Raw genomic sequence first — 13,812 nt, forward strand, 5'->3', positions numbered from 1 at the left:
TCAACACGATCAAAAATCAAACCACCAGGAGATCAAATCTCCAAAATCAGCGCGGGGTGGAGCAGCCCGGTAGCTCGTCAGGCTCATAACCTGAAGGTCGTAGGTTCAAATCCTACCCCCGCAACCAAAATCCTCCGCGTTTCCAAACGCTTACGCGCCGCCCTCCGGGGCGGCGTTCGCGTGCGCTCAGGCTGGTGCTACAATGGTGCTACGCGGAAAGCTGAGCCAGCCTACGCCAAGCAAACGGCACGCAGGCACATGGCCGCGAACGCGCAACCTGCCCTCCACCCAACGGACGCGGCCAAGGAAGTCCAGGCGCAGCCGATAAGTCGGGGGCGCACGGCCCTAAGCTGCCGCTCACGATGGTTCCGCCGTATGTCCGCTTCACGAGCGGCAGTCACCGATTTTTGCCTTATAGACCTATTGCAGTAAGCCGAGAATTTGGTATCGTTCCGCTACTCTTAGCTGGGTGTTTTTGCCGAAAACGCTCTATGCCGGGTGATTCGCCAGGCTGTACTTGATTGAACGACTTTGGGCGCCGACTTCGAATGGTTTTGTCGGCCCCGGTCTTCGCCTCGGCGCCGACAAAACCATTCGAAGTCGGACGCTTAAGTAAGAGTATGTGAATGGACCACCCCTTGCGCAGTGATGATCACAAATCACTGCGCAAACGGCTCTATGAAATTTTAAAAAACGGCTTCACAATTCCAAGGCAGAGCAACATTGTATTTGTCTGTGGTGGTAGTGAGCCGACAGACATGCGACGCCTGTTCCAAGGCGAATTTGACAAACTGCTGCCGGGTTATGAGTTTTTCGAGCCAGAGTTTGCCATGCGCAAATACTGGACGCTTGGCGACAACGAACCCTTTGACATTACTATATTTGAGGAGCTGATAGGCAAGCTCTCGCATTCCATTGTGATCTTCCCCGAAGCACCAGGCTCTATTGCAGAGACTGGCTATTTCTCAGCAATTCCAGAGTTGGCCGCAAAGATACTACTTGTAATAAATGCCGCTCATTTAAAAAAGGATAGCTTTATTTCGATCGGGCCTGCAAAAAAGATTGCAGACGTGTCAATATTCCAACCAAATATACAGTTTGATTACAAAAATCCGGCCTTCAATCTCGTTTCTCAGCGCCTGATCGATAGAGCGCGACTTCATCCGACACGGCGAGCGCTACAGATCAAGGCCTTCGCGGAGATGGATAGTTTTGAACTCTTTGCCATAATACAAATGCTCGTTTCGATGCTTGGAATTGCGACAGTTGAAGACATCGAAGCAATTCTGAAGGGGCTTTTTTCAGGTCACATCGCGCCGTCGAAAACGAAGCAGATTGTATCCATTCTTGTTGGTTCAGGGCGTTTGGTTGAGGTGGGTGACTACGGTCATCTCAAACCAAGCGGGACGGAGAATGTAATCCTGAAAATCAAAGATGGCGCCAGTGGAGGGGGGGACTTTCATCCGGAATGGTGGGAAATCTCTTGGAATGAAGCAGGGTCAAAGGCTTACCCGGAGCCCGGGCGAAAAGACTATGCAAATTGCCCGCAGAAACGCCGGGAAAATCGCGCATTTGCCGCGCATGATCTTGCGTTTTCATAACACCCGACGCGCAGATGTGCGCATTCCCGCTCGACTTCCGGCGCGACATCGGGGAAGCTTGTCGCGGTCGGATACTGTGGCGCTGGTTGCTCAGGCAGGCATTCGATCCTGATGCCCGGAACGCTGCGGGCGTCGTTCTTGCGCCGGGAACCCGAAGAGCGGTGATGCTCCTGCTAGGGACTTGGCGCGGCGGCCGGATCACCCCGGCCGCCATCCATTCACGCCGCAACGGCTTCGGCCAGACGCTCTACAACAAGTTGAACGCGCGGCCCTCGACCAGGGCGCGCAGCTTCTCCCGCGCCTCCCGGTCGTCGAGCGTGACGGTCTGGCCCATGACGAAGGCGTAATAGCCCTTTGCCACGTCCAGGACGTCGGTGTGCGGCTTGTCGGTGAACTCGCGGGTCTGGAAGGCCCATTGGAGGCATTGCCGCCGCAGCTCCGCATGGGGCGAGAGGGGTGCGCTCACCGCAGGCCCTCCATCGCCATGTCCACCGCGTCGGAAAAGCTGACGCCCTTCTCGCGCACGATCTGGCGGGCGGCGTGCAGAAGCTCGTCATGAGTCCGGTCTGCGCTGTAGCCGTCAGGAATGGTCTGGTCCTGACGGGGCCGAACGCCGTCGAAGGGCACCTGTCCCAGATCCAGCACGCCGAAGGACACGACCTTGGGTTGCCGTTTCAGGTAGGACAGGAACCAGTCCTTCCGGGTCGCGGTGGCGCCCTCGGAAAAGCTGACGGTCTCGGTATCGTCCAGGCTGGCCGCGAAGGCCACCAGCTCGTCCTTGAACACGGGCAGCACCCGGCCTTCGGCGATCAGCTCTTCCACCTCGCGTTCGCGCACCTGGCGCCGCAGCCGGGCCAGCTCGGTATCGGCCGCAGATGCCGGGGCGGCGAAGGCGTCCTGGTAGAAGGGCAGGCTGTCCCCGCCCGTGTCCGCGAACTTCACCGGCATGAGCCCCGGCACGGCGGGCGCCGCCGCACCGAGGAAGCCCACATGCTTGAGGTAGAACGATCCGGGCTTGGGATTCGCGGCCGCGTTGGGCACGAAGAGCGAGATCGAGACCTTCTTGAACCGTCCCGCCTGCACGGCGTCAGCGAACTCGGCCGCGGTCTGTTCCAGCGTGGCCTTCAGAACCCCGCGTTCCACATAGAGCGCTTCCACCCACCCGAAGGCCGGGGTATCGGTCTGCGGATGCCCGATCACGACCGGCGCCGGTGCCGTGTCGCGGTCATAGCCCGAGGCGATTTCCCGAAGGGTCGCCTCTGAGATCGTATGGCGCCCCCCGGTCATGTCGGTGAAGCTGCCCGCCCGGAACACCTCGACCGGGCCGAACTTGCCCGCGCCGCTCATCACGCAGGCTCCACGATGTTCTGGAACAGGAAGCCCGAGGCGATGCCCGTGAGCACCGGCTTGCGCTCGTAGGTCACGCCATAGACCCACGACCGGCGCCCGCCTTCCCAGCGCGGCGGCTCCACGAAGGGGTGGCCCTTGAGGGTGTAGGTGTAGCCGAACGAGGGCTGTTCCAGGGCGGCGTCCTGCGTCGGCACATAGGCCAGCACGGCGGCGTTGCCCCACGCCTCCTTGAACGGCGCGTCGGGCGCATCGCTGTCCACATAGGTGGCCTTGCCCACGGCCAGCTCGTCCAGCTCGAACAGGCCCGCCAGCATCTTGGCGGTGATGCTTTCGGACGTGGTGTACTTGAACCGTTCGATGGTACGGGGGTGGTTCTTCAGCGCCCGGAATCCCGCGCTGCTGACCACCATGCGGTTCGGGTCGACGCCGCAGGTGGTGCGCACCCGCTCTTTCGCCTCTTCGATGTCCATGATCGGGTCGGTCGCCGCGCTGTTCCAGCAGGTCGAGCCCGCCAGGGGAAGGATGTTGTCTTCGGGATAGTTCGCCGGATCGAGCGCAAGCTCGGCCTGTTCGATTTCCAGCGTCAGCGTCAGCGCATCCATCACGAGGTTGACGGCCCGCTTGCCCAGGTCGATGCCCGGCACGGTCTGGGCGTCTTCGGAATGTTCGCGCGGCACCGGAGCATCCAGGGAATACTGGTCCAGGCTGAAGGGCTTGCCTTCATAGCCGAACTGGATGCAGACCGCATCGGCCCCCGGTGCCCGGCGCGCCTTGTAGTTGGCGAAGCTTTCGCGGCCGAACTCGATCACGCGCCCGCCGCGCGCCATGACATCGACGGCCGGAAAGAGGATGTGGCCGACGCGCTGCGCATGGCGATAGCCCTGGGCGATGCCCGAAAGGACCGGGTCGATCACGCGGGCGGTGTTGGTGTTGAGAGAGCTCATGTCGTTTCCCTTGCTGAGCGGCCGCAGGAACGGCCTTCCTGATTGAAGGCAGTCGGACTAGCCGGACTGCCGGGTTGCGCCCGTAGACCCCGTTAACCCCCCGTTAGAATCGATCCTGCGGGCGCGGGTGGGGGCGGTATCGTTCCGGTCGGCGCTGCGGGGCCGTCCGACCGGGGTTCGGTGGTTCGGATTGCGGACGCCGAGCATGGCCAGGCGCCGCCGCACATGCCGGACCGTGAAGCCGTAGCGTTCGGCCAGGTCGTGATTGGTCGCGCCAGCCTCGACGGCTTCCAGAAGGGCCGTGTCGGTCGCGCCCCTTGTCGGCCGCGGCACATAGACCCGCTCGCCGTTGAACTGTTCGGCCAGCGCCCTGGCCCCGTCCAGCCCCAGCGCCTCGGCCAGCGGATGGCCGTCGAACAGGTTGTCCGGATGCGGTATCTTGAATTCCTGCCCGCCCAGCCGCTCACGGATCGCCTGGACTACCTCGTATCCGAGCGTGTCCATCACATGGCGGCAAAAGCTGTCCGGCTCGAAGTATTCGCGGGCGCGTGCCGATGCTGTCATGGTCGCGTTTTCCCTGACGTTTTTCGCGTGGTCGGACATTGGTCCGACCCTCGGACAGCAACGGCAGGACAGATGTCCGGACGGCGCGGCATGGCTCCGGCCTACGGTCGGGATGTCACGTCCCTTGCTCGCGCTGATCGTGGCCGGGGGATGGTTCCGCGCTGGTTTCCGTCTCCCGCAGCTGGTGGATCGCGGTGCCCAGGATCGCCGCCGATGAAACCAGAGAGGCCGGACCCTCGGGCTGTGGGTCCGGCCTCAGCCGTCTTGATGATGGTTTGCCCGGACCTGACGAGTCTGCTAGGTCCATCCGAGCCGGAATGCCGAGGCGGTGTGCAACTTCCCAGGCCATCCGGTGGCGCGTCACGTTCACCCGTGGCGCGCTTCCTTTTCCAGCTTGCGGGATACCATGTTGGTCAGCGCGCCGATGACCTTTCGGGCGGTGTCGGCATCGAGCCAGGTGGGGCTGGCCCCGTAGCCGCGCTTGTCCATCCAGCGGCGCAGGCTGGTTTCGGTGCCGGTGCCGTCCGTGAACTCGTCCCAAAGTCCCTCGATCTTCCGGAGCTGGGCCTCGGATGCTTTCAGCGGGTGCCGTGCAGCATCCTTCCTCGCTGCGCTGGACCGGAAGCCCGCCTTTTCCAGGTGCGCCATGAGCTTCTTGAACGTGGCGGGCGTCAGGGCTTTCGCCGAGTCGCTGCCGGTCAGCCGGACCAGCAACGCCCGGTAATCCTCATCCGACATGGCGACCTGCTGCTTCGCGACCCGGATGATCGCCAGATGCTTGTTGTGTGGGAAGTCAGGCATGGTGGCGCTCCGGGTCCAGCTTGCCACCTGCCCAGAAGGGGACGCCGTGGTCGTCCGCGAGGGCCCGCGTGGCCACGCGGGCGTGCATTTCGGCCTCGGCCTCGGCGTTCGCGGTCATTTCGGCAATCTGCCCGCGCGCGTCGGCCCGGTGCGGCAGGGCGTCCAGCATCGCGTTCAGCACGCCCTTCACCTGGTCGAGATCGAGCCCGGTGGCCATGCTGACGCGCCCCCAGAGGTCGCATTGCGACAGGGTGCGGTAGATCGTGCGGGCCAGCACATGGGCGGGCAGGCCCTCGGCCGGGTGGCCGTCCCAGGCGCGATAGTCGGCCCCGGCGTGATCCTCGCCGGTCAGCACGAACAGGACGCGCGCGGCCTCGTCCCGATGCACGCAGGCGCGCGTGGCGATCACGTCCAGGTCGTGCCAGGCCGGGCGTTCCGCCTCGGCCAGGAGGGCGCCGCGCATCGCCTCCCGGATACGGTCTGCCGGATCGCCCTTGGGCGCGGCCCGCTCTGCCGCCTTCACGCGGGCGATCAGGTCGCTGACGCCGGTGTTGATGTCTTGCAGATCGTCGAGCTGGCGGCTCAGCAGGTGCGACACGCCATAGGCGATGGTTCCGCTGATCTCGTCGGGCGCGTATTCGGTCGCTTTGTCCAGGAGCAGGGCGAAGGCGCGCAAGGCGTGATAGGTGTCATCTACCCGAACGGAGAAGTCCGTCAGGCTTTCGCGGGAGGTGGTTGCAGGTGTCATGGATGGTCTCCTTTCTGGATAAGGGGAAATGATCAGCGATTGGCGCGGTTGAGAACCTTGAGGGCGTCTGTCTTGCCGGTGACGAGAACCAGAGCCTCACGGATATTCGAGAGGCTCACGGCCCCGCCCTGCGCCCCGTGCCGGGCCATCTGAAGGGTCTGGACCAGTTCGCGAGCATTGCCCTTAGTGCCAAGGGTGCGCGCGGCCCAGAGGGCGGCTTCATCCTTGACACCATAGGCTTTCGCGATCAGGTCGCAGTCGCTTTGATCGAGTTTGGGCAGGAAGAAACGGGCACCGATCCGGTCTTCGATCTGCTGAAGCGCGACCGGGTCTCTCTTGCCCGAGGACGCCAGCCGTTCGGCGTTGCCGCTCAGGACCAGGGCGAAGCCGCAGGTCTCGTGCAACCGCAACAGCTCGCGCTTGGTCCGGTCTTCGGCCGTCTGGAACTCGTCCACCACCAGAAGGTCTTTCTGAGCGCCGGACCAGTCCATTCTGCGCGTCATGTGATGGATGACACTGTCGAAAAGGTCGCGTTCATACTTCCGGTCAAGGCCGCTGGGGTCGATCGCGCCGATCGCTTCGAGAAGGCCGCGATAGAGCCCGGCAGGTGTCTTCTGTTGCTCGCCAATCTCGAGGTAGGCGCCGTCATATTCGCGGGCGAGATGGTAGAGTGCGGTGGTCTTGCCACGCCCCGGCGAACTGATGACATGGGCCGGATAGGGCGAGATCATCGCGAACTCGATGGCGTCACGAACGCGCCTAACGGCTTTGGTTTCAACGAAAATCTCGCTGATGATAGGCTTGGTCAGCATCAGGATGCCTTTCTGGTTGCGGGATAGAGGATCGAGGCGCGGGCGGCGTCCACCGCAAGTGCTTCGTCCTCTTCCTCTTGGGGGTTTTGGGGTTCCTTCGGGGCAATCGGGGAGCGCATCAGGCCCTTGCCGCCAAGGCCCGTCACCGTCATCACGGCGTCAGGCGCATTGGGCGTCACCACGCCACGCCGTTCGCCATAGTCGATCAGTTCCTGCATAGCGTTGATGTCAGGAACCGACCTGTCCATGGCAGTAAGGGCGCGGTTGTAGAGGCTGTTGCGGCGGGCGCTTTCCTTGGCCCCACGCATGTCCATGACGTCATAGGGCCTGTCGGTCTGGGCGAAGCCAAGGAACTCGCCCTTCGCGTTCGTGATGCGCAGTGTCGAAAAGCCGTGGTATTTCGGGATATGGGCTGTCACCCGCCCGTCACCCATGGCGTTGAGCGCATCGCAGGTGAAGTATCTGTTTTCGTGGCGGATGCGGCCCTGCCGAACGACCTTCGGCTTGGCCTTGGTGAAGACGGTTAGAAGGTCTTCGCCGTCAACGACTGTCGCGGTCCAACCTGCATCGACGAACTGTTTGAACTTCTCCAGGGGCGCGGCCCCCTTCAGTTCGCCATATTGCGGTGCCCATCCATAAGCGCCGTAGACCAGCTTCTTGACCGCCGTGGTGAAGTCATCAAAGCTGCCGGGGAAGGGCGGCATGGATTTGCCAAGCTTCTCTTGCTTCGGGCTCATCCGGTCATCACCGATAAAACCGGGGATCACGGCCATAAGCTGTTGGTTCAACTGCCGGAACACGCCTTCCACATGCTTCGCGGCGGCGTTGTAGGGGGTGGCACGAACGACCGGGTTGCGGTTGTTCTGCCAGTCGAAACCGTTGATCCTGATGTTGAGCTTCAGGGCGTCTTGCAGGTGATCGGCCCATCCGTATTCGGAGCCGTTATCGACATAGAGCACCTTCGGCAGGCCGAAAGCCGGATCCATGCACATGTTGATAAAGGCGGTGATGATGTCGGAGTTCCTGACACCGCCCTTGCCTTCGAACATGATGATCTCGATGAACAGACGGCTGGTCGCGATGTCGAGGAAGGCGATCATCTTGGCGGTGGCCGTCCTGCCGGTCTCGCGCTCGATCAGAACGTTTATGTGGTGAACGTCCATCACCACCACGTCCATCGGCTCAAGGTCTGCAATGCTCCGCTGGATGCGCGGCTTGGCATCGTGGCTGGCCTTGCGGTCCTTCTTGTGCCGGGCAACCTTCTTGTAGCTCAGTTCTTCCCGGTAGAAGTCGAGCGGGATATCGAACGCCCTGGACGGCATGGTGTCAGGATTGCCGCCGTGCAGCGCGGTGAGGTTGCGCAGCTTGTCGCCGGTCAGCAACAGGACGAATTTCCGCTCCACCCCGCCCTTGAGAAGCCCGCGCAGATACTGCTTGACTTCGTGGCGGATCGCCGCGCAGGTCTCGGCATCGAACGGGACTGCATTGTCCCATTCTCTCCGGATCACAACACGGGCTTTTCCCTTGTCTTTCCGCACCTTCTTCGCAAGGCACAGGTGCAGACCGTCGCTTTCCTCATAGGTGCGGACCCATCCATAGAGCGACGACTTGGTGAGCGTTATCCTGCGGCCATTCCAGTCGATACGGTTAGTGCCGATCAGGAGTCCGAATGCCTCGGCGCGGGCGCTGGACCCTCGCTCTTGGGCGAGGATGGGCCGGATGACATCCAGCTTCCAGTTGTGTTCGGCAAGGCCGGTTTCGTCCACGCGAAGCGTTTCCGGCTCAATGGCCTCGGTGCGCAGGTCGAGAAGGCGCTGCTGAAGGTGGGTGGGGAGGCTGGACGAAATGACTAAGTGCCTGCGCCCGCCATGGCTGCGGGTGCCTTCGACGGTGGCGGTTTGGATCGGATGGCCCTGGAATACGCCCTTGGCGATGGCCTTTCGCGCTGCCCGATCAGATATCCCGGCAATCTCTGCCAAGGTTGCGCTGTTGATGAACTTAGGATGCATCCCGCAGAACCTCGCGGACGATCCGATCTCTCAGGGCCTGCGCCTTTGGACCGTTTCGCTTCCCCTTCAGAGCATCACTGACCCAAACACGGTCGATACCATGTTCTGCGCACCACTTGTTTAGCGATGAGCCTTGGGTGATAAGGGCGCCACGCACCGCTGCAAGGAGCTGGATGCTAGGCGTATCGGGGTCATGTTTTGGCGTCTCTGACTTCATACGAAGTTTGTGACTTCATATTGAGGCTATGTCAAGCACCATGTCTGAAGCCGTCCGAGTGTATATAGAACGGGTCAAGGCTGCGCTGTCGGTTACGACTGATGAGGAGCTGGGCGCCAAGATCGGCTATTCCAAGCAGGCAATCGCCAACTGGCGAAGGCGAGATGGGATTCCGCACAAGGCAGAACTACGTATAGTCGGCGTCCTTGGCGATGATTTCGCCATTAGAACACCCAACCTCGTCACGAAGCGCGTGAAATGGGATGACATCACCCATGGCTTGGCCATTTTGGCTGTCGAGCAGTATACTTCCCATTGGCCCCGGCCACTGTCGTATGAGCATGCGCGCGCCATTGGCTGGCGTTTCGAGGAACTTGAGGACAGGCTCCGGAACCTGCTTACGGCATACTCTGCACGGGCGGAGACGCCGGATCAGGTCATCGACGCACTAGTTGCGATGATCAAAGAGAGAAGAGACCGTGGCATCGATGAGATTCTGTCTGTCTTTTTGACGGCAGACACACCTTCGGATGAGTTCAGGGCGGTTCCGCCTTGGTTCCGTAAACCGTCCTCCTGACAGGACCGGCGCTCAGCAGATACCCCAAGTTTCCCCTTTGTTTTCAACGGGCGTGGGGAAACGGCTGGAATGGATCGGCGATGCCCGGCCCGTTCAGCCCGGAAACCGAAAATAACCGTTATATTGTAGCGGTTTGGGTCGGCTACCCAGTCCAGATGAATTCCCGTTCATTCCAGATGAAAGCCCCCCCCTACACCAGAACTGAACGAGACGTTCTGATGCTGGATATCTCGGCCGTTTATCTCGGCGCAGACCCTGAGTTCAGAGCTTTGGTAGGAGCTTGATATGCTGATCGAACTCCTAAGCAGAACAGCTAAGATACCTGATTCCAAGCTGATAAGTTTGTCTGAAAGCGCGAGCCGCCGCTACAAGGTCTACACTATCCCCAAGCGGACAGGTGGTGAAAGGGTAATTGAGCATCCCAGCCGAGAACTCAAAGCAATCCAACGTTGGATTGTTCGGGCACTCATTAGCCGGTTTCCACTGCATGAATCCGCAACTGCTTATCGGAAAGGCACGGGAATCAGAGCAAATGCCGAACGACACCGCAGAACGAAGTTCACCAATCGCTATGATTTTGCAAGCTTCTTCCCATCGTTCTCACAGGCGCGGGTAGTTCAATTTATTGAAAAACAAGCGACGGCTGTCGGCATTGAGCTTTCTGAACGCGATCTGGAATTTGTAGGTAATATAGTTTGCAGAAATGGTAAATTGACGATTGGTGCGCCAAGTTCTCCAGCGATTACAAATGCCATGATGTTCGAGTTTGATCGCCGTATGCATGAAGAATGTCACGCGAGAGGGCTGGTGTATACACGGTACGCTGACGATCTGTTCGTTTCATCCTTCGAACCCGGGCAGCTTGATGGGATAGAGAAGGTCATAGTCAAAAGTAAACGTGGCATTCACCACCTGCGGCTCAGGCTCAATCATCAGAAAACCGCTTACCTCTCGAAGAAATATCGTCGAGTGATTACGGGGGTCGTTGTCACTCCACAGCACACCTTGTCGATTGGTCGAGGGCGAAAAAGAGAGATCAAAGCATTGATCCATCAATGGGTGAAGGGAGATATTGACTTGACAAGCCTATTTTATCTAAAGGGGTTATTCTCATTCGCGATTGACATTGAGCCAGATTTTGAATTTCGGCTGATTGAGAAGTATGGGAAAGAGCGGATTGATCTCCTGCGGAGTGGTGCCATTGATCTTCCAACTGCAATTTATTATTCTTAAGAGCGGTATTCGAGGACAAAAGGTGTGCTTTCCTGGCAGCGCCTGCCGCAGCGAATGACCGAGATCCGCCCTTCGCTACGGGGTGAACGCAGGCGCAGCGCCTTGCAGGCTTCATGGTGATCAGCTGTACGTCCGCTGAGTCTCTGCCTCCTGCATTCACCTTTCCGCCGTCCGCCCTGTCCGCCGCTGTCCGCCCGCCAAGCCCTGTTGATTATGGTGACGGACGGTTGGCGGACAGGGCGGACAGCGATCAGGCCTGATCCATGATGATGACGCGCCGCCGGTCCTTGCCTTCCCGGTCGTGGGTGATCCGGATTCCTCGGCGGCGCAGGAGCGGTGCGATGCGGCGAAGCTCGGCGCCGAAGGCGGCGGGCTTGCGCGGGAAGGCGTCGGCCGCCTCGGTCAGGGCCGGGTAACAACGCCGCAGGTGGACGATCCAGTCCGTGGCTGTGCCTTGCCAGGCGCCATGGTCGGCCAGAAACGCCAGGATCGCGCTGGCCAGGGCGTTGCCGTCGAGCGCGGTTTGTTCCAGCGCGCGGCGGTTTGTCTGGTAGGCTTCCAGGAACGCGCCGGGCGGCCAGCCCAGGGCCGGTTCGGCAGCCGTGACCCAGCGGGCGAAGTCGGCCATCCTGGGCCGTTCTGGCAGCGTCACCAAGTCGAGCTTGTCGAGCGCGCAGGCGGCGGCATCCAGCAGCGCAGCCAGGATTCGCGGCTGCGCCTCGGCAAAGCGCGCCCAGAACTCCTGTTCGAACACGCGGCCGGTTTCCGAGATGATGGGCAGCGTCAGGGCAATCGCCCGGTCCGCCAGGTCCGCGCGTTCCGCGAGGTCGGGAATGCCGTTCAGGATGCAGGGCCGCGTCGCGTCGAACAGAACCTCGTCGGCGTCGCTGTGCAGCTTGCGCGTGGCGAAGCCGCCGCCGGTGGCCAGGCGGCACAGCGCATCGGCCATGCTCGGCTTGATCCGCGAGAGGTTGTCGAAGGCCAGCACATGCGCGCCCTGGGCCGCGATCACCAGGTCGCGTTCGTCGCCGGGAAAGCTTCGGGTTTCCAGGGTGGACGGATCGACCAAGGCCCGCAGAACCTTCGATGTGGTGCTTTTGGCGCTGCCCTGTTCGCCGGTCAGGATCAGGAGCGGGTAGGGGCCGCTCGGTTGCAGGCAGCCCAGGAGCCAGCCCACCATGAGCCGGAACTCCTGATCGGTGCCGACATTCACGAAGGCCCGCAGGGCGTCCAGATCGCCGCTCCCCGCCACGGGAACGGGCAGCGCGGCCATGCTGGGCGCGCGCTTGAAGCGCGGTTCCTTCGCCTGGCGCACGCGCCAGCCCGCGGACGTGATTTCGACGGCGGACCAGTCGCGCGCGCCCAGGTCCAGCACCAGGGCGTCGCCCTGGCGGCCGATCCGGGTGAAGGCCTCGCGCCGCTCGCCGTCGAACAGCGCCTGGCCGATCATCTGGCGCACCTGGTCGTCGAGCTTCGACGCGCTCGGGGTCTTGCCGCTCGCCTGGTATTCGGCATGGGCCAGCAGCCGCTTGAAGGTGCTGCCATCGAGCGCGAAGGTTTCCCAATGTCCGCCGCGCCGGATCGAGACGAACGGCTCGCCGCGGGGCGTGTGCCAAAGCTCCATCCCGTCGAAGAGCGGTGCGGGCGCGTCGTCATTGGGCGCCACTTCGCGGTTGCCGTCCAGCGGACGCGCCAGGGCCAGGAGCGTGTTGATATGCCTCACGCCCCAGCCCGCGGCCACCGCATCGGCCGCGTCCCAGCCCTTGGGATAGGTGATGGTCTGCGCGCCATCGTTCGCCGCAATGGCTGCGCCGCCGGTGACGTTCCGCAAGACCAGGTCCGCCACCGGCACGATCTTTGGCGGGATGCCAAACGCCCGATGCAAGGTCACGGCCAAGCCCTCGGCATATTTCCGGCCCGGCGCGTCCTTGTCGGGCCAGAGGATCACCTCGCGCCCCTTCAGCGGCGCCAGGTCCGCCTTGTGCGCGCCGTTCGCGCCGCCGAACGTGGTGGTGCTGACATATCCCAGCGCGGCCAGTGCATCGGCGCATTTCTCGCCTTCGGTCACGATCACCGGCCGGTTCGTGTTGGCGGCGGCCATCACCTCCGGCAGCCGGTAGAGCGGCCGCCGCTCCGGCGCCTTCCACTCCTGCCGCACCGGGTCGTAAGGCAGGAAGAATTTGCTGCCGTCCGGTCGGTCGAAGCGGTTGGCCACCAGGACCGCGGCGCCGCTGGCATCGTGATAGACATACTGCGCGTCCGGTTGGCCCGCCTTGGGATGGCGCAGCGCGTCAAGTCCCGTCGCCGTCATTTCATCCCCCATGTCTCGATGAGCTCGCGCGCGGCCTGGCCCTGGCTGACGCCGTTCAGGTAGGCGTAGAGGCTGACGGGATCGCCGCCGCTGTCTCCGGTGGCGAAGTCGGCCCAGCGGCCGGTGGCCAGGTTGATCTTGAACGATCCGGGGCGGCGGTCGGCGCGCGTCGGATTGCGCGCCACCCATTCCCGGCCGATGCGGCGGCCATCGGGCAGCCAGATGGCCAACAGGCGAGGCAGGTTTGCCAGGCAGGCCGCGTTGACGGCCACGAAATAGATATGGCGGGCGGGCAAGCTGTCAGTTGTCATTGGCCGCCATCTCCTGCAACCGGGCCACCTCGAAGGCCTCCACATCGGCCAGGCGATAGCGCACCAGGCGGCCGACCTTCACGTAAGGCAGCGGATAGCGTTTGGTGCAACGCCAGGTGCTGAGCGTGGTCGTGGACACGCCCAGCCGGTCGGCCACGTCCTGGGGCGTGAGAAGGGTTTTCGGTGTCAGGCTCATCTGAGCGTCATCCAGGTGAAGGTCGTGTCCTCCAGCCGCTTGTAGGCCATCACCAGCCCGGTCCCGTCCCAGAACAGGATCTTCAGCCGGTCCGCCCGTTTGGGACGGAACACGAAGACCGTGCCGGTGAACGGATCC

Annotated in this window: 15 protein-coding genes and 1 tRNA gene; 4 read left to right on the forward strand and 12 right to left on the reverse strand. The window is 62.3% G+C overall.

Translation table 11 applies throughout. The annotated features are described in order from the left end of the window. Nucleotides 1-50: 50 nt before the first annotated feature. Nucleotides 51-127 (forward strand) — tRNA-Met (locus tag NHN26_RS16730). 499 nt (nucleotides 128-626) lie between these two features. Further along, nucleotides 627-1,601, forward strand: a complete 975-nt coding sequence (locus tag NHN26_RS16735; RefSeq protein ID WP_253090466.1) for a retron St85 family effector protein — start codon at nucleotides 627-629, stop codon at nucleotides 1,599-1,601. 247 nt (nucleotides 1,602-1,848) lie between these two features. Here the strand turns inward: NHN26_RS16735 and NHN26_RS16740 are convergent, their stop codons facing one another. The 8 genes from NHN26_RS16740 to NHN26_RS16775 form a co-directional block, all read right to left on the reverse strand. Further along, nucleotides 1,849-2,067, reverse strand: coding sequence for a hypothetical protein (locus NHN26_RS16740; protein WP_253090467.1), 219 nt, complete (start codon nucleotides 2,065-2,067; stop codon nucleotides 1,849-1,851). Beyond that, nucleotides 2,064-2,948 carry a hypothetical protein gene (locus NHN26_RS16745; RefSeq protein ID WP_253090468.1) on the reverse strand — a complete coding sequence of 295 codons (885 nt, stop codon included), beginning with the start codon at nucleotides 2,946-2,948 and terminating at the stop codon, nucleotides 2,064-2,066. The genes NHN26_RS16740 and NHN26_RS16745 overlap by 4 nt, the downstream gene beginning before the upstream one ends. Beyond that, the gene (locus NHN26_RS16750; RefSeq protein WP_253090469.1) at nucleotides 2,948-3,895 is read right to left on the reverse strand and encodes a major capsid protein; all 948 of its coding nucleotides are present in this window, start codon (nucleotides 3,893-3,895) and stop codon (nucleotides 2,948-2,950) included. Before NHN26_RS16750 ends, NHN26_RS16745 begins: the two co-directional genes overlap by 1 nt. Nucleotides 3,896-3,952: 57 nt before the next feature. Continuing rightward, the gene (locus tag NHN26_RS16755) at nucleotides 3,953-4,459 is read right to left on the reverse strand and encodes a hypothetical protein (protein WP_253090470.1); all 507 of its coding nucleotides are present in this window, start codon (nucleotides 4,457-4,459) and stop codon (nucleotides 3,953-3,955) included. Nucleotides 4,460-4,825: 366 nt separating this feature from the next. Beyond that, nucleotides 4,826-5,260 (reverse strand): regulatory protein GemA, encoded by a 435-nt coding sequence (locus tag NHN26_RS16760; protein WP_253090471.1) that lies wholly within the window; start codon nucleotides 5,258-5,260, stop codon nucleotides 4,826-4,828. After that, nucleotides 5,253-6,008 (reverse strand): HU family DNA-binding protein, encoded by a 756-nt coding sequence (locus NHN26_RS16765; RefSeq protein WP_253090472.1) that lies wholly within the window; start codon nucleotides 6,006-6,008, stop codon nucleotides 5,253-5,255. The genes NHN26_RS16760 and NHN26_RS16765 overlap by 8 nt, the downstream gene beginning before the upstream one ends. Before the next feature lie 32 nt (nucleotides 6,009-6,040). Continuing rightward, on the reverse strand, nucleotides 6,041-6,820 hold the full coding sequence (locus NHN26_RS16770; protein ID WP_253090473.1) for an AAA family ATPase: 780 nt from the start codon (nucleotides 6,818-6,820) through the stop codon (nucleotides 6,041-6,043). Next, complete coding sequence (locus tag NHN26_RS16775; RefSeq protein WP_253090474.1) at nucleotides 6,820-8,829, reverse strand: transposase family protein; 2,010 nt, start codon at nucleotides 8,827-8,829, stop codon at nucleotides 6,820-6,822. Before NHN26_RS16775 ends, NHN26_RS16770 begins: the two co-directional genes overlap by 1 nt. Before the next feature lie 257 nt (nucleotides 8,830-9,086). On the opposite strand from NHN26_RS16775, the gene NHN26_RS16780 reads away from it, so the two are divergent. After that, nucleotides 9,087-9,623, forward strand: a complete 537-nt coding sequence (locus NHN26_RS16780) for a helix-turn-helix domain-containing protein (RefSeq protein WP_253090475.1) — start codon at nucleotides 9,087-9,089, stop codon at nucleotides 9,621-9,623. 285 nt (nucleotides 9,624-9,908) lie between these two features. Then, nucleotides 9,909-10,856: a retron St85 family RNA-directed DNA polymerase gene (locus tag NHN26_RS16785; protein ID WP_253090476.1), complete on the forward strand. Its 948-nt coding sequence runs from the start codon at nucleotides 9,909-9,911 to the stop codon at nucleotides 10,854-10,856. Between the two features lie 250 nt (nucleotides 10,857-11,106). Here the strand turns inward: NHN26_RS16785 and NHN26_RS16790 are convergent, their stop codons facing one another. The 4 genes from NHN26_RS16790 to tnpB form a co-directional block, all read right to left on the reverse strand. After that, complete coding sequence (locus NHN26_RS16790; RefSeq protein ID WP_253090477.1) at nucleotides 11,107-13,167, reverse strand: AICE element replication initiation protein; 2,061 nt, start codon at nucleotides 13,165-13,167, stop codon at nucleotides 11,107-11,109. Further along, nucleotides 13,164-13,478 carry a hypothetical protein gene (locus NHN26_RS16795; RefSeq protein ID WP_253090478.1) on the reverse strand — a complete coding sequence of 105 codons (315 nt, stop codon included), beginning with the start codon at nucleotides 13,476-13,478 and terminating at the stop codon, nucleotides 13,164-13,166. Before NHN26_RS16795 ends, NHN26_RS16790 begins: the two co-directional genes overlap by 4 nt. Further along, nucleotides 13,468-13,674 (reverse strand): helix-turn-helix transcriptional regulator, encoded by a 207-nt coding sequence (locus NHN26_RS16800; protein ID WP_253090479.1) that lies wholly within the window; start codon nucleotides 13,672-13,674, stop codon nucleotides 13,468-13,470. The genes NHN26_RS16795 and NHN26_RS16800 overlap by 11 nt, the downstream gene beginning before the upstream one ends. Continuing rightward, nucleotides 13,671-13,812: IS66 family insertion sequence element accessory protein TnpB (gene tnpB / locus NHN26_RS17655; RefSeq protein ID WP_354595947.1), on the reverse strand; the 142-nt coding region annotated here is incomplete at its 5' end. The genes tnpB and NHN26_RS16800, both read right to left, overlap by 4 nt.

Source organism: Rhodovulum tesquicola (genome assembly GCF_024128855.1).
Lineage (GTDB): Bacteria > Pseudomonadota > Alphaproteobacteria > Rhodobacterales > Rhodobacteraceae > Rhodovulum > Rhodovulum tesquicola.